General features: G+C 61.9%; 16 protein-coding genes and 1 tRNA gene. 11 read left to right on the forward strand and 6 right to left on the reverse strand.

Features of this window, described 5'->3' with window-relative positions; genetic code table 11:
• Window positions 1–1,920: a hybrid sensor histidine kinase/response regulator gene (locus tag AC07VV_RS04540; protein ID WP_495035450.1), complete on the forward strand. Its 1,920-nt coding sequence runs from the start codon at window positions 1–3 to the stop codon at window positions 1,918–1,920.
• Between the two features lie 47 nt (window positions 1,921–1,967).
• Here AC07VV_RS04540 and AC07VV_RS04545 read toward each other — a convergent pair whose 3' ends face one another.
• Entirely contained in the window at window positions 1,968–3,122 is a 1,155-nt protein-coding gene (locus tag AC07VV_RS04545) for a MalY/PatB family protein (RefSeq protein ID WP_495035451.1), read from the reverse strand.
• Between the two features lie 218 nt (window positions 3,123–3,340).
• Here AC07VV_RS04545 and fdnG point away from each other — a divergent pair, with 218 nt between their 5' ends.
• The 7 genes from fdnG to AC07VV_RS04580 all read left to right on the forward strand — a co-directional run bounded on the left by fdnG (window position 3,341) and on the right by AC07VV_RS04580 (window position 12,395).
• Window positions 3,341–6,406, forward strand: a complete 3,066-nt coding sequence (gene fdnG, locus AC07VV_RS04550) for a formate dehydrogenase-N subunit alpha (protein ID WP_495035452.1) — start codon at window positions 3,341–3,343, stop codon at window positions 6,404–6,406.
• Entirely contained in the window at window positions 6,407–7,342 is a 936-nt protein-coding gene (gene fdxH, locus AC07VV_RS04555) for a formate dehydrogenase subunit beta (protein WP_096820413.1), read from the forward strand. It begins immediately after the preceding gene.
• On the forward strand, window positions 7,339–7,992 hold the full coding sequence (locus AC07VV_RS04560; RefSeq protein ID WP_096820414.1) for a formate dehydrogenase subunit gamma: 654 nt from the start codon (window positions 7,339–7,341) through the stop codon (window positions 7,990–7,992). Before fdxH ends, AC07VV_RS04560 begins: the two co-directional genes overlap by 4 nt.
• A gap of 3 nt (window positions 7,993–7,995) precedes the next feature.
• Complete coding sequence (gene fdhE / locus AC07VV_RS04565) at window positions 7,996–8,922, forward strand: formate dehydrogenase accessory protein FdhE (protein WP_495035453.1); 927 nt, start codon at window positions 7,996–7,998, stop codon at window positions 8,920–8,922.
• Window positions 8,923–8,970: 48 nt separating this feature from the next.
• Window positions 8,971–10,377: an L-seryl-tRNA(Sec) selenium transferase gene (gene selA, locus AC07VV_RS04570; protein ID WP_495035454.1), complete on the forward strand. Its 1,407-nt coding sequence runs from the start codon at window positions 8,971–8,973 to the stop codon at window positions 10,375–10,377.
• Window positions 10,374–12,293 carry a selenocysteine-specific translation elongation factor gene (gene selB / locus AC07VV_RS04575; protein WP_495035932.1) on the forward strand — a complete coding sequence of 640 codons (1,920 nt, stop codon included), beginning with the start codon at window positions 10,374–10,376 and terminating at the stop codon, window positions 12,291–12,293. Before selA ends, selB begins: the two co-directional genes overlap by 4 nt.
• Window positions 12,294–12,299: 6 nt before the next feature.
• Window positions 12,300–12,395, forward strand: a tRNA-Sec gene (locus AC07VV_RS04580).
• An 11-nt stretch (window positions 12,396–12,406) separates the two neighbouring features.
• Here AC07VV_RS04580 and AC07VV_RS04585 read toward each other — a convergent pair.
• Window positions 12,407–13,702, reverse strand: a complete 1,296-nt coding sequence (locus AC07VV_RS04585; RefSeq protein WP_495035455.1) for an OprD family porin — start codon at window positions 13,700–13,702, stop codon at window positions 12,407–12,409.
• A 163-nt stretch (window positions 13,703–13,865) separates the two neighbouring features.
• Here AC07VV_RS04585 and AC07VV_RS04590 point away from each other — a divergent pair, with 163 nt between their 5' ends.
• The gene (locus AC07VV_RS04590; protein WP_102619863.1) at window positions 13,866–15,476 is read left to right on the forward strand and encodes a mechanosensitive ion channel family protein; all 1,611 of its coding nucleotides are present in this window, start codon (window positions 13,866–13,868) and stop codon (window positions 15,474–15,476) included.
• A gap of 5 nt (window positions 15,477–15,481) precedes the next feature.
• Here the strand turns inward: AC07VV_RS04590 and AC07VV_RS04595 are convergent, their stop codons facing one another.
• On the reverse strand, window positions 15,482–16,816 hold the full coding sequence (locus AC07VV_RS04595; protein ID WP_495035456.1) for an ATP-binding protein: 1,335 nt from the start codon (window positions 16,814–16,816) through the stop codon (window positions 15,482–15,484).
• Window positions 16,813–17,538 carry a response regulator gene (locus tag AC07VV_RS04600; RefSeq protein ID WP_495035457.1) on the reverse strand — a complete coding sequence of 242 codons (726 nt, stop codon included), beginning with the start codon at window positions 17,536–17,538 and terminating at the stop codon, window positions 16,813–16,815. Before AC07VV_RS04600 ends, AC07VV_RS04595 begins: the two co-directional genes overlap by 4 nt.
• Window positions 17,539–17,684: 146 nt before the next feature.
• Here AC07VV_RS04600 and AC07VV_RS04605 point away from each other — a divergent pair, with 146 nt between their 5' ends.
• Both AC07VV_RS04605 and AC07VV_RS04610 read left to right on the forward strand, forming a co-directional pair.
• Window positions 17,685–18,011: a hypothetical protein gene (locus AC07VV_RS04605; RefSeq protein WP_495035458.1), complete on the forward strand. Its 327-nt coding sequence runs from the start codon at window positions 17,685–17,687 to the stop codon at window positions 18,009–18,011.
• Window positions 18,011–18,691: a DUF3313 domain-containing protein gene (locus AC07VV_RS04610; RefSeq protein ID WP_495035459.1), complete on the forward strand. Its 681-nt coding sequence runs from the start codon at window positions 18,011–18,013 to the stop codon at window positions 18,689–18,691. Before AC07VV_RS04605 ends, AC07VV_RS04610 begins: the two co-directional genes overlap by 1 nt.
• Before the next feature lie 11 nt (window positions 18,692–18,702).
• Here the strand turns inward: AC07VV_RS04610 and AC07VV_RS04615 are convergent, their stop codons facing one another.
• Window positions 18,703–20,001, reverse strand: a complete 1,299-nt coding sequence (locus AC07VV_RS04615) for a carbohydrate porin (RefSeq protein WP_495035460.1) — start codon at window positions 19,999–20,001, stop codon at window positions 18,703–18,705.
• Window positions 20,002–20,085: 84 nt separating this feature from the next.
• Window positions 20,086–22,491, reverse strand: coding sequence for a glucose/quinate/shikimate family membrane-bound PQQ-dependent dehydrogenase (locus tag AC07VV_RS04620; RefSeq protein ID WP_495035461.1), 2,406 nt, complete (start codon window positions 22,489–22,491; stop codon window positions 20,086–20,088).
• Window positions 22,492–22,532 lie beyond the last annotated feature (41 nt).

A 22,532-nucleotide genomic window follows, 5' to 3' on the forward strand; every position in this document is an offset into this window, starting at 1 on the left:
ATGAGCGAGAACAAGAAGTCCGCTGCGATCGAAGAAATGCGCTTTCGCCTGCTGATCGATGCGGTGGTCGATTATGCGATCTACATGATCGACCCCAGCGGCATCATCACCAGCTGGAACTCCGGGGCCAAACGCTTCAAGGGTTATGAGGAAGCCGAGATTCTCGGCGAACATTTTTCGCGGTTCTACACCGATGAAGATCGCGCCGTCGGCATGCCGCAGCGCGCACTGGATACGGCGATCCGCGAAGGGCGGTTCGAAGGTGAAGGCTGGCGGGTGCGCAAGGACGGCACGCACTTCTGGTGCCACGTGGTGATCGACCCGATTTTCAGCCCGAGCGGGCAATTGCTCGGGTTTGCCAAGATCACCCGCGACCTGACCGACCGCAAGATGGCCGAGGAAACCCTCAAGCAAAGCGAACAGCAGTTCCGGCTGCTGGTGCAGGGCGTCACCGACTACGCGATCTACATGCTCAGCCCTGAAGGCCGCGTGACCAACTGGAACCCCGGCGCGCAGCGGATCAAGGGCTATGCGCCGGACGAAGTCATCGGCAAGCATTTCTCGATGTTCTACACCCCGGAAGACCGTGAGATGGGGGAGCCGCAACGCGCGCTGGAAACCGCTGTGCGCGAAGGACGCTTCGAGAACAAGAGCTGGCGCCTGCGCAAGGACGGCACGCGGTTTCTGGCGCATGTGGTGGTCGATGCGATTCGTGGCGAAACCGGCACGCTGCTCGGTTTTGCCAAGATCACCCGGGACGTCACTGAAACCCATCAGGCGCAACAAGCGCTGGAGCAAACCCGCGAGGCGCTGTTCCAGGCGCAGAAGATGCAGGCCATCGGCCAACTCAGCGGCGGTATCGCCCATGACTTCAACAATCTGCTGACAGTGATCCTCGGTAACCTGGAGATCGTGCGCAAACGTGTCGGCGACGACCCGAAGGTCAGCCGCCTGCTGGAAAACGCCACCCAGGGCGCATTGCGTGGCGTCTCGCTGACCCAGCGCATGCTGGCCTTCGCCCGGCGCCAGGAACTCAAGACCGAAGCCGTGGATATTCCGAAACTGGTGCAAGGCATCACCGGCCTGCTGCGCAGTTCACTGGGGCCGGGGATTCGCATCGAAACGCAGTTTCCGGAAAATCTTGAAACGGTGCTGGCCGATACCAACCAGCTCGAACTGGCGGTGCTTAACCTGGCCACCAACGCGCGGGATGCGATGCCCGAGGGCGGCAGCGTGGTCATCGGCGCGCAGCCGCAAGTGGTTCTGGAGCAGAGCCAGTCGAGCCTGGCAGCGGGGCGTTATGTCTGCCTGAGCGTGACCGACACCGGCGAAGGCATGGACGACGAGACACTGGCCTCGGCGACCGATCCGTTCTTCACCACCAAAGGCCTGGGCAAGGGCACGGGGCTTGGGCTATCGATGGTGCACGGCTTCATCGAACAGCTGGGCGGGCGTTTCATTCTCAAAAGCGTGAAGGGGAAGGGGACTTGCGCAGAACTCTGGTTGCCGGTCGCCGCCGACGGGGTGACGACCAAGCCTCTGAGCCCGAGACCGTCCACCGCGTCGGTGCCACGGCTCAGTGTTCTGGTGGTGGATGACGACAGTCTGGTACTGACCAGCACCAGCCTCCTGCTGGAGGATCTGGGTCACCGGGTTATCAGCGCGACATCCGGTGCCCAGGCATTGGTGCTGTTCGACCAAGGGGAAGTCATCGACCTGATGATCACCGACATGGCCATGCCACAGATGAGCGGCGCCCAACTGGCGCACGCGGTGCGACTGCTCAAGCCGGACCTGCCGATCATCCTCGCCACCGGCTACGCCGAGCGCATCGAGGGTTTTGCAGCAGGACTGCCGCGACTGTCCAAACCGTTCAATCAGATGAATCTGGTGGAAATCATCGCCCAGTCGATGAAATGACAAAAAGAAGCCCGGCCATGAAGGTCGGGCTTTTTTTTGCCTCGTTGTCAGGCCTTGCGTTGGGCCAGACTGCGTTCCATCCGCGCAATGCCTTCTTCCAGCAGCGAGCGCGGGCAACCGAAGTTCAGGCGTACGAATTGCTGGCTGTGATCACCGAAATCCAGTCCCGGGCTGAGTCCGACGCGGGCCTGTTCGAGGAAGAACTGCTGCGGATTGTCCAGCCCAAGCGCCGAGCAATCGAGCCACGCCAGATAAGTGCCCTGCGGCACGTTGATCGTCACGCCCGGCAGACGGCTGCGGACCGCCTCAACCAGATAATCGCGGTTGGCTTGCAGGTATTGTTTGAGTTCCTTCAGCCACGGGCCGGCCTCGCTGTAGGCCACGCGGGTGGCTTCCATGCCCAGCGGGTTGACGCTGTCGACCATGCCGCAGCGGGCGTGGTTGACCCGTTCGCGCAGGGCGCTGTCCTGAATGATCATGAACGAGGTCTTGAGGCCGGCAATGTTGTAGGCCTTGCTCGCGGACATCAGGGTGATGGTGCGACGGGCGATGTCCGGGCTCAGGGACGCGGTCGGAATGTGCACGCGACCGTCGTAGCACAACTCGGCATGGATTTCGTCTGAGATGATCCAGGCGTCCTGCGCCACGCAGATGTCCGCGACCGCTTGCAGTTCTTCACGGCCAAAGACCTTGCCGATCGGGTTGTGCGGGTTGCTCAGCAGCAGGGCGCCACCACCGGTCAGGGATTCACGCAAGGCGTCCAGTGGCGTGGCGTAGGTGCCGTCGGCCTGGGCGTTGAATTCCAGCTCGACCCGATTCAGGCCCCAATGGCCCGGCGCGTGGCGCAGCGGCGGGTAGTTCGGGGTTTGCACCACGACGTTCTGCTGCGGCTGTACCAACGCCTTGAGCGCCATGTTGAAACCCGATTCGACGCCCGGCAGGAAGATCAACTCCTGCGGTTTGACCCGCCAGGCGAATTTGTCCCACAGGTCGGCGACGATGGCCTCGCGCAGGTTGTCCTGGGCCACGCTGTAACCCACCAACGGGTGCAGCAGACGCTGTTGCAGCGCCTCGATGACCACCGGCGGTGCCGCGAAATCCATGTCAGCGACCCACATCGGCAACACGTCGGCCGTGTAGCGGCTCCACTTGGTGCTGCCGGTGTCGTGGCGGTCGAATACCTGATCAAAATCGAAAGTCATGCGCGGTCTCTGAAGGCGGAGATGGGTCGTGCCCGGGATGATAAACCCCCACCCCCTGTGGGCGCGAACTTGTGACCGATGAATGGCCGACGGTCGGTTTTCACACAGGCAGCGAGGGCGTTGTCTACAGTGAAAAGGTCGGCACTCGTCTGCCGCAACCGTGATTGTCCAGAAAAACCCGGCTCAAGTACCGGGTTCCACCTGATCAGGAGTGCACGATGGATCTCAGCCGTCGTCAGTTCTTCAAGGTCGCCGGTATCGGCCTTGCAGGCTCTAGCCTGGGCGCGTTGGGCATGGCCCCGACGCTGGCCTTCGCCGAGCAGGTGCGCCACTTCAAGCTTGCCCACACCCATGAAACCCGCAACACCTGCCCGTATTGCTCGGTCGGTTGCGGCTTGATCATGTACAGCCAGGGCGATGCCGCGAAGAACGTTGCGCAAAACATTATCCATATCGAGGGCGACGCCGACCACCCGGTCAACCGCGGCACCCTCTGCCCGAAAGGCGCCGGCCTTCTGGACTTCATTCACAGCCCCGGCCGCTTGCAGTACCCGCAGGTGCGCAAGCCCGGCAGCAGCGAATGGACCCGTATCACCTGGGACGAAGCGCTCGACCGCGTCGCCGACCTGATGAAGGCCGACCGCGACGCCAATTTCGTCGAGAAGAACGCCCAGGGGCAAACGGTGAACCGCTGGCTGACAACCGGGTTCCTCGCAGCGTCGGCGGCGTCCAACGAAGCGGGCTACATCACCCACAAGGTGGTGCGCAGTCTCGGCATGCTGGGGTTCGATAACCAGGCGCGTGTCTGACACGGCCCGACGGTGGCAAGTCTTGCCCCGACGTACGGCCGTGGAGCCATGACCAACACCTGGACCGATATCGCCAACGCGAATCTGATCCTGGTGATGGGCGGCAACTCCGCTGAAGCGCATCCTTGCGGCTTCAAATGGGTAACCGAAGCCAAGGCGCACAACGCGGCGCGGCTGATTGTGGTCGACCCCAGGTTTACCCGAACCGCCTCCGTGGCCGATTACTACGCGCCGATTCGCACCGGCAGCGACATCGCGTTCATGGGCGGGCTGATCAATTACCTGCTGACCGAGGACAAGATCCAGCACGAATACGTGCGCAATTACACCGATGTGTCGTTCATCGTCAAAGCCGGATTCGGCTTCGAGGACGGACTGTTCACCGGTTACGACGCGGCCAAGCGCACCTATACGGACAAATCCAGCTGGGGTTACGAACTGGGCGAGGACGGCTTTGCCAAAGTCGACCCGACGCTGCAGGACCCGCGTTGCGTCTATCAATTGATGAAGCAGCATTACAGCCGCTACAACATCGATCTGGCGAGCCAGATCTGCGGCATGCCCGTCGATGCGATGCAGAAAATCTGGGAGGAAATCGCCACTTGCTCGACGCCGGGCAAGACCATGACCATTCTCTACGCGCTGGGCTGGACCCAGCACTCGATCGGCTCGCAGATCATCCGCAGCGCGGCGATGGTGCAACTGTTGCTGGGCAACGTTGGCATGCCGGGTGGCGGGGTCAACGCCTTGCGCGGGCACTCGAACATTCAGGGCCTGACCGATCTCGGTCTGCTGTCGAACTCGTTGCCGGGTTACCTGACGTTGCCGATGGATGCCGAACAGGACTACAACGGCTACATCAAGAAACGCACGCAATTGCCGTTGCGGCCGGGGCAGTTGTCCTACTGGCAGAACTACAGCAAGTTCCACGTCAGCCTGATGAAAGCCTGGTACGGCGCCAATGCCACTGCCGAAAACCGGTGGGCCTACGACTACCTGCCGAAACTCGACATCCCCAACTACGACATCCTCAAGGTGTTCGACCTGATGGGGCAGGGCAAGGTCAACGGCTACATGTGCCAGGGCTTCAACCCGATTGCCGCACTGCCGGACAAGAACCGGGTGATGGCGGCACTGGCCAAACTGAAATGGCTGGTGGTGATGGATCCGCTGGCCACCGAAACCTCACAGTTCTGGGAGAACGTCGGGCCGTACAACGACGTGAAGAGCGCCGACATCCAGACTGAAGTCATTCGTCTGCCCACCACTTGCTTTGCCGAAGAGGACGGCTCGCTGGTCAACAGCAGCCGCTGGCTGCAATGGCACTGGAAAGGCGCCGACGGCCCGGGCGAAGCGCGCACCGACGTGCGGATCATGACCGAACTGTTCATGCGCTTGCGTCAGCGTTATCAGGCCGAGGGCGGGGCCTATCCGGATCCGATCCTCAAACTGTCCTGGCCGTACAAGGTTCCGGAAGAACCGTCGCCGGAAGAAATCGCCAAGGAGGTCAACGGCTACGCCACGACGGATTTCACTGACGCCACGGGCGCGACGATCAAAGGCAATTCGCAACTGGCCGCGTTCGCCCAGCTCAAGGATGACGGCAGCACCGCGTCCGGCTGCTGGATCTTCTGCGGCAGTTGGACCGAGGCCGGTAACCAGATGGCGCGGCGCGACAATTCCGACCCTTACGGCATGCATCAGCATCAAGGCTGGGCGTGGGCCTGGCCGGCGAACCGGCGGATTCTCTACAACCGCGCCTCGGCGGATGTGTCGGGCAAACCGTGGGACCCGAAAAAACGTCTCGTGTGGTGGAACGGCAAGGCCTGGGGCGGCACCGACGTGCCGGACTACAAGGCCGACGTGCCGCCGGAAGCCGGGATGAACCCGTTCATCATGAACCCCGAAGGCGTGGCGCGGTTCTTCGCCGTCGACAAGATGAACGAAGGACCATTCCCCGAGCATTACGAGCCGTTCGAAACACCGATCGGCATCAACCCGCTGCACCCGGACAACAAGAAAGCCACCAGCAACCCGGCGGCGCGGATCTTCGATTCGGTGTGGGACAGCCTCGGCGTGGCCAAGGATTACCCGTACGCCGCTACCAGTTATCGACTGACCGAGCACTTCCACTTCTGGAGCAAACATTGCCGGTTGAACGCGATTGCCCAACCGGAGCAGTTCGTGGAAATCGGCGAAGTGTTGGCCAAAGAGAAGGGCATCGCTGCCGGTGACCGAGTGCGGGTCAGCTGCAAGCGCGGGTTCATTGAAGCGGTGGCGGTGGTGACCAAAAGGATCCGGCCGTTGCAGGTCAACAACCAGGTGGTGCACCAGATCGGCATTCCGCTGCACTGGGGCTTCACCGGCCTGACGCGTCACGGTTACCTGACCAACACCCTGGTGCCGTTCCTCGGCGATGGCAATACACAGACCCCGGAATCCAAGTCATTCCTGGTCAACGTGGAGAAACTATAAATGGCCAGCCAAGACATCATTGCCCGCTCGGCCACCACCACTCCCGCGCCCTCGGTGCGCAATCAGGAGGAAGTCGCCAAGCTGATCGACACCACCAAATGCATCGGCTGCAAGGCCTGCCAGGTCGCGTGCTCGGAATGGAACGAGCTGCGCGATGAGGTCGGCCACAACCACGGCACCTACGACAACCCGCAGGACCTGAGCGCCGAGTCCTGGACGCTGATGCGCTTCACCGAGCATGAAACCGACGCCGGCAACCTCGAATGGCTGATCCGCAAGGACGGCTGCATGCACTGCGCCGAGCCTGGTTGTCTGGCAGCGTGCCCGAGCCCGGGGGCGATCATCAAGCACGCCAACGGCATCGTCGACTTCGATCAGGATCACTGCATCGGTTGCGGTTATTGCATCACCGGGTGCCCGTTCAACATTCCACGCATTTCGCAGAAGGATCACAAGGCCTACAAATGCACCCTGTGTTCTGACCGCGTGGCCGTTGGGCTGGAGCCGGCCTGCGTGAAAACCTGCCCGACCGGGGCGATTGTCTTCGGCTCCAAAGAGGACATGAAGACCCACGCCGCCGAACGCATCGTCGACCTGAAGAGCCGTGGTTTCGACAATGCGGGCCTGTATGACCCGGCAGGCGTCGGCGGCACGCATGTCATGTACGTGCTGCATCATGCCGACACGCCGAAGATCTACGCCGGGCTGCCGGAGAATCCGGCGATCAGTCCTTTGGTAGGGTTGTGGAAAGGCATCAGCAAACCCCTGGGCCTGCTGGCCATGGGTGCGGCGGTGCTGGCCGGGTTCTTCCATTACGTGCGGATCGGCCCGAACCGCACCGAAGAGGATGATCACCCGGAACCGCCCGACACCTCGGTACACGTGGTCGACCCGGCGGTGCACACCTTCGATCCACGCGGGGAGGACCGGCCATGAGCAACAAGACGATCCTGCGCTACACCGCCAACCAGCGCACCAACCACTGGCTGGTGGCGATTCTGTTCTTCATGGCGGGGCTTTCGGGGCTGGCGTTGTTTCATCCGTCGATGTTCTGGCTGACCAACCTGTTCGGCGGCGGACCGTGGACGCGGATTCTGCACCCGTTCATGGGCGTGCTGATGTTCGTGCTGTTCCTTGGCCTGGTGTTTCGTTTCTGGCGTTCCAACTTCTTCATCGACAACGACTGGAAGTGGCTGCGGCGCATCGACCGGGTGCTGGTCAATGACGAAGAGACTGTGCCGCCGGTGGGCAAATACAACGCCGGGCAGAAGATGCTGTTCTGGACTTTACTGCTGTGCATGCTCGGGCTGTTGTTCACGGGGCTGGTGATCTGGCGCGCGTACTTCAGTCATTACTTCGGCATCACCACGATTCGCTGGGCGATGTTGCTGCATGCACTGGCGGGGTTTGTGCTGATCCTGAGCATCATCGTGCACATCTATGCCGGCATCTGGATCAAGGGCTCGGTGGACGCGATGCTGCATGGTTGGGTCAGTCGCGCCTGGGCCAAGAAACATCACGCACTCTGGTATCGCGACGTGGTTTCCAAGGAAACACCGGAGCGACCGGTCACCAAAAAGGGCTGACATTTGCCAACCATTCTTGAACCCGGGGAAATCGAAGCGGCGGCCAGTGCGCCGCCGTTTCTGTATTTACCGCCGCACAATCTTTTCCTGCTGCGCGCCGAACGTCTGGAACGCTTGGCGGACGCCCATCCGCTGGCCGACTACCTGCGCCTGATCGCCGGGCTGTGTCGAGTGCAGCAGCAGATCCTCGACGATCCACCCTCGACCGGGTCGATCGATGAGCAACGGATTGAGGTCTGCCGGCAACACGGCATGCCACCGTTCGCCGCCGACACCTTGATCCGCGAGGACGCGTGGCAGGCGTACCTCGATGCCTTGCTGAAACGTTACGGTTTACCGGAACAACCCGCCGTTGCCGATGCGGTGACGACTTTGCGGGTTGCCAGCCCCGGCCAGTTGCGGGCTTGGGCCGTGGCGCTGGTCAGCGGTCAGTATTCGCTGGTGCCGGCGGCGTTGGTGCCATTCCTTGGCGCCGCGTTGCAGACGGCCTGGAGTCATTGGCTGCTGAGTGCGCCGAACCTGCAACTGGCGCCCGGCAACAGCCTCAGCCAATGCCCAGCCTGTGGTTCGCCGGCGATGGCCGGGGTGATCCGCCATCGTGGCAAACACAACGGCTTGCGCTATCTGGTGTGTTCGCTGTGTGCCTGTGAATGGCATGTGGTGCGGGTCAAGTGCGTGTACTGCGAACAGAGCAAAGGGCTTGAGTACCTGAGCCTTGAGGATGATCGTCACGCTGCCAATCAGGCGCCGTTGCGGGCGGAGGTCTGCCCGAGTTGCAACAGCTACCTGAAATTGCTGTACCTGGAAAACGATGCGGACGCTGAAGCGCTGTCGGCGGATTTGAGCAGTCTGCTGCTGGACATGCGTCTGGCCCAGGACGGTTATCAGCGACTGGCACCGAATCTGTTACTGGCTCCGGGAGACGAATGAACCGAGCGTCTACACTCTGGCGCAACGGCTTTTTATCCGGAGCGCCTGATGCCTGCCAGTGTTGCCCAGCGTTTGCCATCCATCGACAGTCTGTTGCGTCATATCGCCTTGCAGCCATTGGCCGAACGCCACGGGCGTGAGGCGCTGCTGGCAGCGTTGCGCCAGTTGTTGGACGATTTGCGCGAAACAGTGGTGGCGGGGCAGTTGTCCGCCGTTGAAATCAGCCCCGAAGCGCTGGCCGGCAGGGTCGCTGAACGCCTGTCGATACAGCAGCGCAGTCAGGTGCGGCGGGTGTTCAACCTGACCGGTACGGTTTTGCACACCAACCTTGGTCGTGCGCTGTTGCCGGAAGAGGCCATCGAAGCCGTGCAACTGGCGGCGCGTTATCCGTTGAACCTCGAATTCGATCTGGCCAGCGGCAAGCGTGGCGACCGCGACGATCTGATCGAAGGCCTGATCCGCGAATTGACCGGTGCTGAAGCCGTCACCGTGGTCAACAACAATGCTGCGGCGGTGCTGCTGACGCTCAACAGCCTCGGCGCACGCAAGGAAGGCATCATCTCTCGCGGTGAGCTGATCGAAATCGGCGGCGCCTTTCGTATCCCCGACATCATGGCCCGCGCCGGTGTGCGCCTGCATGAGGTCGGCACCACCAATCGCACCCACGCCCGGGATTACGAAGCGGCGATCAGCCCGCGCAGCGGCTTGATCATGCGCGTGCATGCGAGCAATTACAGCATCGAGGGTTTTACCGCCCGGGTGCCGACATCCGAACTGGCCGAGCTGGCCCATCGTCATGGCTTGCCGCTGCTCGAGGACCTCGGCAGCGGCAGCCTGCTGGACCTGACCCGCTGGGGTTTGCCGACGGAACCTACGGTGCGTCAGGCACTGCTCGATGGCGCTGACATTGTCACCTTCAGCGGCGACAAACTGCTCGGCGGGCCGCAGGCGGGCGTGATAGTGGGGCGCAAGGATCTGATCGCGAAGATCAAGAAAAACCCGCTGAAACGCGCCTTGCGTGTCGACAAGATGACGCTGGCTGCGCTGGAAGCGGTGCTCGGGCTCTATCGTGATCCGGATCGCCTGGCCGAGCGGTTGCCGACCTTGCGCCTGCTGACCCGCCCGCAAGATGACATTCTGACTCAGGCCGAACGCCTGCAACCGGTGTTGACCGGTGTTCTTGGTGAAGGCTGGACCGTCACTGCCGTGGCGACACTGGGCATGATCGGCAGCGGCAGCCAACCGGTGGCGCGTTTGCCGAGCGCCGCGTTGTGCGTGCGTCCGCAGGTTTCGAAACGCCTGCGCGGGCGCTCGCTGTTGAATCTGCAGACCGCGTTGCGCGAGTTGCCGATTCCGGTGCTCGGTCGTATCGACGATGACGCGCTGTGGCTGGATCTGCGGCAACTCGACGACGAACCGGCGTGGCTGGCGCAACTCGGGCAGTTGCAGACATGATCGTCGGCACGGCCGGGCACATCGACCACGGCAAGACCTCGCTGCTTCAGGCGCTGACCGGTCAGTCCGGCGACCGCCGCCCGCAGGAGCGCGAGCGAGGCATGACCATCGACCTCGGTTATCTCTACGCCGAGCTGGCGCCCGGGGCAGGGCTGACCGGTTTCATCGACGTGCCGGGCCACGAGAAATTCACCCACAACATGCTCGCCGGTGCCCAAGGCATCGATCTGGTGTTGCTGGTGGTGGCGGCGGATGACGGCGTGATGCCGCAGACTCGCGAGCATCTGGCGATCGTCGAGTTGCTGGGGATTCCACGGGCGCTGGTAGCGATCACCAAATGCGATCGGGTCGAGGCGGGCAGGGTGGTGGAAGTTCGCCAACAGATCGAACACCTGTTGGCGCCCGGTCCGTTTGCCGGGGCGTCGATGCTCGGGGTTTCAAGTGTGACGGGAGAGGGCGTTGATGAACTGCGCCAGGCTTTGCTGCAGGCGCAAAGTGAAGTGTTGAAGCGAGGCCGCGAGGGCGGTTTTCGTCTGGCCATCGACCGGGCATTCAGCGTGGCCGGTGCCGGGATTGTCGTGACGGGCACGGCGCTGTCGGGAATGGTCGCCGTGGGCGACAAACTGATCCTCGGGCCGCAGGGCAAAACGGTGCGGGTGAGGGGGCTGCATGCCCAGAATCAACCTGCAGAACTGGCGTTTGCCGGGCAACGTGTGGCCCTGAACATCAGCGGTGATCGCCTGGAACTCGGGCACATCCATCGCGGGCAATGGCTGCTCGCCGAAACATTGTTCGCACCGACCCAACGCCTGGACATCGACTTCCAGTTGCTGCCCGATGAGACACGCACTTTCGAACACTTTCAGCCCGTGCATCTGCACCTCGGCACGCAAGACGTGATTGCCCGCGTGGCGCTATTGGAAGGCCCGCGACTGAGTCCGGGCGAGCGCATGCTCGCGCAACTGCTGACCAACACCTCGGTGCACGGCGTGAAGGGCGATCGACTGATCCTGCGCGACCCAAGCGCCCAGCGCACGCTCGGAGGCGGTCAGTTGCTCGACCCGTTCGCCCCGGCCCGGCAACGGCGCAGCCCCGGGCGCCTGGCGCAATTGCGGGCGCTGACAATCAGCAGTGATCTTGAACAAGCGTTGCCGACGTTGCTGGAATACTGCGAAAGCGGCATTGATCCGCAGCGTCTGGAGCGTCAGTTCAACCGTCCGCGTGAAGGCTGGGCGCTGCCGGACAACGTCCGTCTGATCGAAACCCGTCAGGGGCAGAGGCTGTTCAATGCCCAGCGCTGGGGCATTTTGAAGTTCACGCTGCTGGAGCAACTGGCACGTTTCCATGAGCTGGAGCCCGACCAGATGGGCCCGGATCGTGATCGATTGCGGCGTTTCAGCGGACTGAACATCGAGCATTCGACCTTCATCAGCCTGCTGGAAGAACTGCGCAGCGCCGGCTCGCTCACCGCCAGCGGCCCGTGGCTGCATTTGCCGGATCATCAGGTGCGCCTGAATGCCGACGACGAAACCCTGTGGCAGGCCTTACAGCCGCTGTTCGAACAGGCCGGCTTCGACCCGCCATGGATACGCGACGTGGCCAAAGCCGTGGGCCAGGACGACGCCACCGTTCGGCTGTTACTGCGCAAACTGGCGCGGCTGGGTGTGATGCATCAAGTGGTGCGGGATCTGTTCTTCACCGACATCACGCTGCGGCAAATGGCGGCCGTGCTGTTGCGCCTGGGTGAAGAAAATCCGCCGATTCAAGTCACGGCGTTCCGCGATGCGCTAGGCTTGGGACGCAAACGCAGTATCCAGATCCTCGAATACTTCGACCGCCTCGGCCTGACTCGACGTCTCGGCGAGGGCCGGCAAATCCGTTTCGACAACGCGCTGGCCAACCCCGGCGCCGACTGAGTTCAAGGAAGGCAATCGCGCCCGGTGGCGCGGCCGGGCTTCAAACCCGGTTGGGGACGGCATCCGTTCCCGGGCAGGTTCGACTCCGGCTGCCTTCCGCCACTTTTCTGTCTTCAGAACCCCAACGGGTACTGAATCACCACGTAGATCCGGTCAATGTCATCCCCCGCCTGAGCGCTGTTGGCCCGGTGCGAGACGTGGGACAACTGCACGGAAAGATCCTTCGCGGCGCCGGACTGGACGATGTAGCGCAGATCGATGTCGCGCTCCCAATGCTTGCCGCCGTCGCCTTGTTGCGGCTGGAACTGGCCGCTGTCTGCGTCGAACGGGTTGTAGGCACCGCCCTTGGGCGCGTGAGTACCGTCGATGTGGCTGCCGGAGACGTAGCGGGTCATGAAGTTCAGGCCGGGAATGCCGAACGCACCGAGATCGAGGTCGTAGCGGGCTTGCCATGAGCGCTCGTGGGCGCCGTTGAAGTCGGCGTATTTGATCGAGTTGGCAAGGTAGATCGAGTCGCCGCCGACGAAATCAAACGGCGTATCACCGTTGATGCGTTGCCAGCCGAGCATCACCGCGTGAGGGCCGAAGGCGTATTTGCCCGAGAGGCTGAACGCGGTGTTATCGATTTCGCCGGCCAGTGCCTGCCCGGTATCGCGAGTGTGGTAGACGTTGGCGTCGATCAATACGCCGGACTGTTTGAAATGCAGGTTGGCGTAGTACTGGTGCCAGGTTTCACTAAGGTCTGACACATACAGCGCGCCACCGAGCGGGCTTTCACTGAACAGGTCTGCGCCGATGAAGCTGATCCCGCCGGCCTTCGTACTGGCGCCATAACCCTGGAAATCGCCTTGGCCCGATGAACTGTCCTGATTCTTGAACGCCGTGAAATGCCCGGCCACCAGATTCACATTGTCGATTTCGCGGCTGTTGAGTAGAAAACCGGTGGCGTATTCCGGTTGCAGACGTTTGTCCGAGGTGTCGAACACGGGCGTCTCTACCGTCATTTCGCCGAAGGCGAGGGTGGTTTTCGAGGCCTTGAGTTTCAGCGCACCGCCCGCGCTGGAATAGTCGCTTTCGCTACGCCCGTCGCTGTCCACGGGTAACAGCCCGGTGCCGGAATGTCCCCGGCCGCCATCCAGTTTCAGCCCATAAAAGGCATGCGCATCGAGCCCGAAACCGATCGTCCCGTCGGTGAAACCGGATGCGAAAGTGCCGATAAACCCCTGAGCCCATTCCTGTTTGTAGTTCTTCCCGGAGGGAGAGGGCGAACGGTAGTCGTTGCTCAGGAAGAAGTTGCGGCTGAGCACTTCACCTTTGGCGTCATCCAGAAAACCACTGGCGCAGGCTGAGTTGGCCAGACCGCCAAGCAGCAGGGCCAGCGTGATACGCGGTGGCGAGAAACCTTTCATGTGTCTGTGACCGGCGTTGATGAAATGTCGCCGGATTGTCGTGCGGTCTGCTTCCGGAGGATTGAGCGGGTGTGCTGAGTTGCCTATCTGACAACCCTTGATCGCTGAACTACGCTGCGTTCTGTATTCCCGCACTCATAACTGTGGCGTAAGGAACTGACACATGCGGAGCCGGTTGCCTGCGTTGTTGATGGTTGTTTTCAGCGTGTTCTGCTCGACACTTCTGTGGGCTGAAGACAGCGCAAAACCTGCCGACGAGCCCGTCGAGTTGAAGGTAGCCAACCGCAGCATCATGGTGTTTCGCGCCACGCTGCTTGGGGAGGCGCCGGCATCTCGGGTCAAACGGGCCAAAGCGGTCATCGCCGAAGCCCTGGATGAGTCGGATGACCGTACCGTCACTGTTGACCCGATGCAGGACAACTACCTGGTGCTGCTGGGCAACAAACGGGCCTTTATCGTCTCGCCCAAGGATGTCGACAGCCTCGACTATCCCTCAGTGCAGATGGCGGCGCAGGGCGCGGCGGAAAAGTTGCGTCAGGTCGTGGCGGAAACGCAGGAAGCCAGGAGCCTGCATCGGATGCTACGTGCGCTCGGCGCTGCGGCGCTCGCCACGGGCATTTATTTCGTGCTGCTGTGGGGCATCGCCTGGTTGCAGCGTCGATGGCTGAAGAGATTGCCCGAGCTGATGCGTCGGCATACCCAGGCGCTGAAGGTCGGACGAATTCCGGTAGTGGATGCCAATTACCTGTATCCACTGGTCATTCGCGTGTTCTGGCTGCTGCGCTGGTTCGTCATTCTGCTGTTGACGTATGAATGGCTGGGTTTTGTCCTGTCGCGGTTTCCGTACACTCGCCCTTGGGGTGAGAGCCTCAACAACTACCTCATCGAGGTTGCCAGCTATCTCTTGCAGGCCATCGTGGGCGCCATCCCCGGGCTGGGCGTGGCGCTGGCGATTTTCTTCATTGCCCGAGGCGCCACGGCGTTCAGCCGTCGGGTGCTGCGGCGCATGGCAACCCCGGGAACGTTCAACTGGCTGAACGAGGAAACCCTGCAACCCACCCAGCGCCTGACGTCTCTGGCGATCTGGCTGTTTGCGCTGGCGATGGCCTATCCGTATTTGCCCGGCGCCGGCACTGACGCCTTCAAAGGGTTGTCGGTGCTGATCGGCCTGATGATTTCTCTGGGTGCGACCAGTGTGGTCGGGCAGGCGGCCGCCGGGCTGATCCTGACGTACACCCGAACCTTGCGCCCAGGTGAATTCGTGAAGATCGGTGAACATGAAGGCACGGTGACTGAACTCGGCATGTTCACCACCAGCATCCGCACCGGGTTGGGAGAGGTGCTGACGCTGCCCAATTCGATGATCACCGGCACGGTCACCAAGAACTACTCACGTACGGTGCAAGGCCCCGGCTATGTGGTCGACACGGTGGTGACCATCGGCTACGACACACCGTGGCGCCAGGTGGAAGCGATGTTGCTGGAGGCGGCCCGACGAACGCCCGGCGTGCTGGAGATTCCGCCAGCGCAAGTGTTCCAGACTGCGTTGTCCGATTTCTATCCCGAGTACCGTCTGGTGGCGCAGGCCATTCCCAGTCAGCCTCGTCCGCGTGCCGTGTTGCTGAGCATGCTGCACGCCAATATTCAGGATGTGTTCAACGAATACGGCGTGCAGATCATGTCTCCGCACTATCTGGGTGACCCCGAAGAAGAAAAACGCGTGCCGAAGGAAAAATGGTTTCCGGCCCCGGCACAAGCGCCAACGGATACGTGACAGCCTCAATCGACAACAGGCAATTCAACCCTCGCCACCAGTCCCGAGCCTCGGCGATTGCTCAACGTCAGTTCTCCGCCCTGTTCACGAACAATCGCCCGGGCCGCCGAGAGGCCGAGCCCGACACCGCCGGTTTCACGGTTGCGCGAGGTTTCGAGGCGAAAGAATGGATCGAACACCCGTTGCAGCGACTCTTCGGGAATCCCCGGCCCTTCGTCGCAGACTTCGATGCAGATCGAGCGAGCATTGCGACTCAGTGCAATACGCGGACGCTCGCCGTATTTCACGGCGTTTTCCAGCAGGTTGACGATCACCCGTTTGATCCCCAGTGGCCGACCGTCATAGACCATGTGGGCCGGACCGCTGAAGTCGATGAGCAGGTTCTGGTCGCGGTAATCGTCAAGGACGGTTTGCAGCAGCTCCGACAGATCGAACGCAGTAGGTTGTTCCAGCTGTGTGCCTTCGCGGAAAAACGCCAGGGCGGCGTTGATCATCGATTGCATCTCTTCAATGTCACGAATCAGTTTCTGCTGGTGATCGAGGTCTTCCATGAACTCGCTGCGCAGGCGCATGCGGGTCAACGGCGCGCGCAAGTCATGGGAGATGGAGGCGAGCATGTGCGTGCGTTCGCCAATGAAATGCTGGATCTGCGCCTGCATCGTGTTGAAGGCGATAATGGCCTGGCGGATTTCGTGGGGGCCTTCGATCTCAATGGGTGGTGCGTTCAAATCACTGCCAAAACGCCTCGCGGCGCCGGCAAAACGTTGCAACGGATTGGCCAGTTGGCGGGTGGCAATCCAGGCCACCAGCAACGTCGCGACGAGTCCCAGGGCGATGATCACCGCGATCCGGGCATCCAGGCTCAGTCCCCAGCTTCGTTCCGGTGGCGTGAATGTCAGCCAGCTGCCATCGGCCAGAGGCACGAGGGCGACGTAATGCGCCTGCGCACTGCCTGGCGGCCAGTCGTCGGGGTTGAAGACTTCGATTTCCCGGTCATCGCCGAGCAATTGCCGCAACGCAGGAACCTTGCCGGTCTCGACCGGTTCGCCGTCCCCGGGCAGATTGAACTGGCTGCGTTGCGCATTCCATAACACTTCAAGCGTCGAACTGCTGGCCGCGCTCGCCAGTTGCGGGCGCAATTGGGCGGGTGCCGCCTCGATCACGCGGGTGCTCGCGGCAATCCGCTCCAGCAATCCGGTTCGTTCGATGGGTGGACGAGCCCAGATGCCCGCGACCTGCACGAACAGGGCATTGAGAATCAGCGAGGCGATCATCGCCGCAACGATGGTCAGGGCAATCCGGCGACTGAGCGTGTCGCGCCGCAAGAGTCGGCCGATCATGAACGGCTGACCTTGGCCGTGAACATATAGCCGCCATTGCGCACGGTGCGGATCAGGTCCGGGCGTTTGCTGTCCGGTTCGATCTTGCGCCGCAGCCGGCTGACCTGCACATCGATGCTGCGATCAAAGGCTTCATGGCCCTGGCCGTGGGTCAGGTCGATCAGTTGCTCGCGGGTCAGGATGCGCTGGGGATGCTCGAGAAAGACCAGCAGCAGATCAAACTCACCGCCGGACATCGGGATCATCACATCCTCGGGTGAGCGCAGTTCACGGCAGGTGATGTCCAGGTGCCAACCGGCGAAGGTCATGACCGGTCGCGCCGGTTCGCGGGTGCGCTGGCCTTGCTCGCCGGCGCGCCGTTGCAATGCGCGCACCCGGGCCAGCAACTCCTGGGGGGCGAAGGGTTTGGTCAAGTAGTCATCGGCGCCCAGCTCCAGGCCGACGATCCGGTCGCTCAGCTCGGCCATGGCCGTGAGCATGATGATCGGGATCCCCATCTGCGCCCGTATCTTCTGGCACAGGCTCAAACCGCCTTCACCCGGCAGCATCAGGTCGAGAATGATCGTGTCCGGCCGCGCCTGTTCGATGGCGGCCCACATGGCCTGGCCATCGGGTGCCACGTCGACGTCGTAGGCGTGCTGAACGAAGAACTTCTTCAGCAGGGACAGAATTTCCACGTCGTCATCGACGATCAGCAGTCTGCTCACGTTTGCAGGATCCATGAATCAAAAGAGGGCATCTAAAACCATTTCGATCGCGGGGTCATTTATTTCAATCGAGCAACATTCCTTCGGTACGGACATCAGCCAGACATCGTCGGGCAAAAAACCTCGGGCACTCTGCCGGCATTCCATCCAAGGGGGTTCATATGAAGGATATGAAAAGCGCTTATTCCACTCAGGGCCATGCCGCGGTGCGTCCACTGATCCTGACCCAGCGCACCAATACCGGCGCTCTCAATGCGCCGATCTTTTTCCAGGAAACCTGTCTGGGGATCGCTCAGGACCAGAGCCAACTCGTCATGCGCCGCTACTTCGAGCGCTTCAGCCCGGCCGACAGCCATTGGGTGGAATACATCCACTCCATTCCCACCGCCGAATTCATTCACTGGATCATGACCCACGGCCAGTTGCGCATCGAGTGTTCTGAAAATACCCCGTTCGGCCAGATTCAGACCGCAGGGGAAGCGCATTGATGAGAAACCGTCACTCACTGGCGCTGTTGCTCGCAGCCAGCCTGAGCCTCTCGGCATGCAGCAATAAAAAGGTCGCGCCTGACATGTATTCCGGGTTTCTCAACGACTACAGCACGCTGAAGGAGCAGCAGACGCCCTCGGGACAGACGATATTGAGTTGGGCCAGTCCGGCGTTGGTGAGTGGTCGCTACACACGGGTCTATCTGGCGCCAAGCCAGTTTTATCCGAAGTTTGAGCCGACTGGACGGATCCCGCAAAGCACCCTGTCGGGTGTGACCGGCTACTACGACGCGGCCCTGAGGCAAGCGCTGGGAAAAGTGCTGCCATTAGCTTCGAGGCCCGGCCCGAACACACTGGTTGTGAGGCCAGCCATCACACAAGTCGCCACCAGTACCCAAGGCCTGCGGTACTACGAATGGCTGCCGATCACGCTGGTTGCGGCCGGAGTGAGCACTGCTGCCGGCATTCGTGATCAGGACAGTGAGATCGCCACGGAAGTGTCCCTTGAGGATGGCTCGACCGGTGAGGTCGTGGCGAAGGTGGTCCGCAAGGGCACGGGCGTTCCGCTGGAAAACGACAAGCAGGTGATGACGGCCGATAACGTCAAGGGTGTGCTCGATGGTTGGGCCACGGACTTGAGTCAGTCTTATGTCGTGGCCCGCAAAGCATCGTTACGCTGACAGCGCCGAGGTCAGAGACTTGCTTTCACCTGCAGTCCGAACACCAGTGCATTGTCGATGTCCTGCCCGGAAAACGCGCCCGGCTCGATGATGTACTGCACGTTCGGTCGCAGGGTCAGCCATGGGGTGGCCTGGTAACCGTAACCGAGCTCGATCAACTGTTCAGCGCCGTCCAGATTGGAGAGCGGCGTGCCGTTGGCGAGCGCTGCCTCTTGCTGCACGTCGCGGCTGCGCGGGTTCTGTACGGCGCGGCCGTAACCCAGGGCGACGGTGTCGCGCGGGCGGCCTTCGAACGGTTTGTACAGAACCACGCCGGTGCCGTACCACTTGCTGAACGGCGAAGCCGCTTCACTGGCGGCCGAATATTGGCCGAAGGCATGCAGGCTGCGGCCCTCGGATGTCTGCGAACTCCAAACTGCCTGATCGATCAGCAGGTAATGACCGCCGCGACCGGACACTTCCTTATCGCTGCCGATGCGTTTCACATCCGAGCTGTCGTAGTAGTAGCCGAGTTTGTATTCGCCGGGCAGGGTGCCTGCGTGTTTGTAGACCAGTTCGACCGGCACCACGGTGCCGGTGGTGTGTTTCGGCCCCAGGTGCCAGGCACGGCTGGAGTTGCCGTTGCTCTCGGGGTCGACGTTGAACGCGGCGACGCGCAGTTGCCATTCCGGCGACAGGTCGTATTTGACCCGCACACCGAGGTGGGCGTTGGGGTAGTTGGTCCAGCCGCTGCCGCCGGACATGTTCAGCGGGTGCCCGCAAAAACCGGCGTTCATGAAGTTGCAGAGGATGCCGCTGTCGAGGCCGCCGAGGTCGTTGCCCATGGCCATGTAGCCGAGTTTGACGTTCAGTGCCGGGGTGAAAAGGGTGCGCTCGTAACTCAGTTCGGTCAGGCGCGTGTAGAGGCCGCCGTAGTTTTCCTGAATCGGCAGACGGTTGCCGACCAAGTCTTCCGAGGCGCTGTTGCCGCGACGGTCGTTGATGGTCAGCTGGATCTTGCCGGCGTTGTCCACGCCATAGATTTTGCTCAGGTCGAACTGCGCGCCGAGCTTGATGTTCTGCGAGTAACGGGCGGAACGGTGCAGGCCGCCGTCGGCGTTGTAGGCGGTTTCGCCAGTGTAATCACCGGTGAACTTGATGCCGTCTTCATCGAGCTGGTGGCGCAGGCCGCCCCAGTCGCCGGTCAGGGTGTTGCGCGTGAACACGTTCGAATCGGTATCGGCGAAAGCGGGCAGGGCAGTGCTGCAAGTGAGACCGAGCAGCATGCCGGTGAATACGCTGGAGTGAGAAAAGCGAACAGCCAATGACATTGCTGAAATCCAAAGCTGAGGACATGAAACGACGCGACACCCGAAGGTGTCGCGCACAAGTAAAGTGAAGGAGGGCGCGGCGGTTTACGGCAGGGCGTAAGCCATCACGTAGTCACCGCGATCGGTCGACTGACGGGCACCACCAGCGGTGATGACCACGTATTGCTTGCCGGTTTTCGGCGACACATACGTCATCGGGCCGCCCTGACTGCCGACCGGCAGACGTGCTTTCCAGATTTCTTCACCGTTGCCGCTGTTGAAGGCGCGCAGGTAGAAGTCCTGGGTGCCGGCGATGAAGATCAGGCCACCTTGGGTCGACAGGGTGCCGCCCAGGGTTGGCAGACCGATCTTGATCGGCATATGCATGCGGATGCCCAGGGGACCGGTGTCTTCAACGGTGCCGACCGGAACCTGCCAGGCGACTTTCTGGGTTTTCATGTCGATGGCGGTCAACGTGCCGAACGGCGGCGCCTGGCACGGAATACCAGCCACCGACAGGAAGCGGTTCTTGTTGACCGCGTACGGCGTGCCTTTCAGCGGAACAGCACCCATGCCGGTGTTCAGCGCTTCGCCACCGGAGGTTGCCTTGCCTGTGTTCTGCGAAGGGATCATCTGAATCCACAGACCCAGGCGCATGTCGTTGACGAAGATGAAACCGTGCACCGGGTCAGTTGAGATGCTGCCCCAGTTCATGCCGCCCAGCGAGCCCGGGAAGCTCAAGGACTTGTCGGTACCCGGCGCGGTGTACAGGCCGTCGTAACGCATCGACTTGAAGTCGATCCGGCACAGCAACTGGTCGTATGGCGTGGCGCCCCACATGTCCGATTCGGTCAGGTGCTGGGCACCGATCTGCGGCATGCCCACCGATTTTGGCTGGGTTGGCGAGTAGGGCTCGTTCGGAATGTTCGACGCCTTGACCGGTACTTCTTTTACTTCGGTCAGTGGTTTGCCGGTGGCGCGGTCGAGCACGTAAATCTGCCCGGCCTTGGTGCCGATGACCAGCGCCGGCACGGTTTTGCCGTCCTTGGTGAAGTCGATCAGGCTTGGCTGCATCGGCAGGTCGAAGTCCCACAGGTCGTTGTGCACGGTCTGGTAGACCCACTTTTCTTCGCCACTGTTGGCGTCCAGCGCCAGGATCGAAGCACCGTAGGTGTGGTCGAGTTTGTTGCGTTCAACACCGTAGATGTCGGTGGACGAACTGCCCATTGGCAGGAATACGGTGTTGGTTGCCGGGTCGTAGGACATTGGCGCCCAGCTGTTCGGCGTGCTGCGCACATAGGTTTTGCCATCGGCCGGTGCTTTTTTATCCTGCGGGTTGCCCGGATCGAAAGCCCAGCGCATCGCACCGGTCATCACGTCGAAACCACGGATCACGCCGCCCGGCATGTCGGTCTGCACGTTGTCCGCCACTCGGCCGCCAACAACCACGGTCGTGCCGGCCATCAGCGGTGCGGAGGACAGTTGATAGTAGCTGTCCGGGACATCACCCAGACCGGCCTTCAGATCGACTTGACCGTTGGTGCCGAAACCCTGGCAGAACTCGCCGGTGTCGGCATCGACCGCGATCAGGCGGGCGTCGATGGTGTTGGTCAGCAGACGGCGTGTGCAGTTGGCGGCAGGGGCGGCCAGCGTCTCGGTCACTGGCGAGCTGGCCGGTTTGGCGACGGCTGCGCTGGCGTCGAAGTAGGCCATGCCACGGCAACGCTGCCAGACTTTCGACTGGGCATTGATGGCGTTTTTCCAGAGTTCTTTACCGGTGTCGGCATCCAGCGCAATCAGGTTGTTGTGCGGGGTGCAGATGAACACCTTGTTGCCGATCTGCAGCGGGGTGAGCTGGTCTTCAGCGCCATTGCCGTCGCTCTCGGCGATGTCGCCGGTGTGGTAGGTCCACGCGACTTTCAACTTGTCGACGTTAGTGCGGTTTATCTGGTCCAGCGCAGCGAATCGGCTACCGCCTTCAGTATTGCCGTAGTGCGCCCAGTCTTTCTGCGCCTTTTCCGGCTCGACCGGGGTGAGGCCCGGGCCGGTGCCGGTTGGGACGACAGTCGGGTGCGCAACGAACATGTTGCCGGCAGCCACGGCCAGGCCAACCGCCAGAACAGCGGCAACGCCGTAAGCGCCACGACCTGGAACGCCGCCATTGGCACGCTTGAGCATCGGGTAGACCAGCGCGACCGCCAGGCCCACGGCGCTGAACATGAACAGGCGCGAGAACACCGGCCAGAACACCAGACCGGAATCGCTCACGGCCCAGATCGCCGTCCCCAGCAGAAACGCGGCGAACAGCCACGCACCGGCAGGCTTGCGACGAGCGATCAGCAGACCGGAAATGGCCATGACCAGACCACCCACCAGGAAGTACCAGGAGCCTCCCAGGCTGACCAATTTCACACCACCAGCCGCCAGTGCCAGGCCGAGCAGGGCGATGATCACGCCAAGCCCGACCAGAATGAATGTTGATATGCCCGAGAGGCGTTGACTCTGCTTCACGTTGAATGTCCCGTTGAAATGAGGCGGGCATTATATAGTTA

Source organism: Pseudomonas sp. GW821-FHT02C04, from assembly GCF_059421845.1.

What these genes read in the sequence shown, in the direction of transcription:
- AC07VV_RS04605 (WP_495035458.1), top strand. Translation starts at nt 17,685, where the DNA reads ATGAAGGATATGAAAAGCGCTTATTCCACTCAGGGCCATGCCGCGGTG.
- AC07VV_RS04595 (WP_495035456.1), bottom strand. Translation starts at nt 16,816, where the DNA reads ATGATCGGCCGACTCTTGCGGCGCGACACGCTCAGTCGCCGGATTGCC.
- selB (WP_495035932.1), top strand. Translation starts at nt 10,374, where the DNA reads ATGATCGTCGGCACGGCCGGGCACATCGACCACGGCAAGACCTCGCTG.
- AC07VV_RS04615 (WP_495035460.1), bottom strand. Translation starts at nt 20,001, where the DNA reads ATGTCATTGGCTGTTCGCTTTTCTCACTCCAGCGTATTCACCGGCATG.
- AC07VV_RS04560 (WP_096820414.1), top strand. Translation starts at nt 7,339, where the DNA reads ATGAGCAACAAGACGATCCTGCGCTACACCGCCAACCAGCGCACCAAC.
- AC07VV_RS04540 (WP_495035450.1), top strand. Translation starts at nt 1, where the DNA reads ATGAGCGAGAACAAGAAGTCCGCTGCGATCGAAGAAATGCGCTTTCGC.
- AC07VV_RS04585 (WP_495035455.1), bottom strand. Translation starts at nt 13,702, where the DNA reads ATGAAAGGTTTCTCGCCACCGCGTATCACGCTGGCCCTGCTGCTTGGC.
- fdxH (WP_096820413.1), top strand. Translation starts at nt 6,407, where the DNA reads ATGGCCAGCCAAGACATCATTGCCCGCTCGGCCACCACCACTCCCGCG.
- AC07VV_RS04600 (WP_495035457.1), bottom strand. Translation starts at nt 17,538, where the DNA reads ATGGATCCTGCAAACGTGAGCAGACTGCTGATCGTCGATGACGACGTG.
- AC07VV_RS04610 (WP_495035459.1), top strand. Translation starts at nt 18,011, where the DNA reads ATGAGAAACCGTCACTCACTGGCGCTGTTGCTCGCAGCCAGCCTGAGC.
- AC07VV_RS04545 (WP_495035451.1), bottom strand. Translation starts at nt 3,122, where the DNA reads ATGACTTTCGATTTTGATCAGGTATTCGACCGCCACGACACCGGCAGC.
- AC07VV_RS04590 (WP_102619863.1), top strand. Translation starts at nt 13,866, where the DNA reads ATGCGGAGCCGGTTGCCTGCGTTGTTGATGGTTGTTTTCAGCGTGTTC.
- selA (WP_495035454.1), top strand. Translation starts at nt 8,971, where the DNA reads ATGCCTGCCAGTGTTGCCCAGCGTTTGCCATCCATCGACAGTCTGTTG.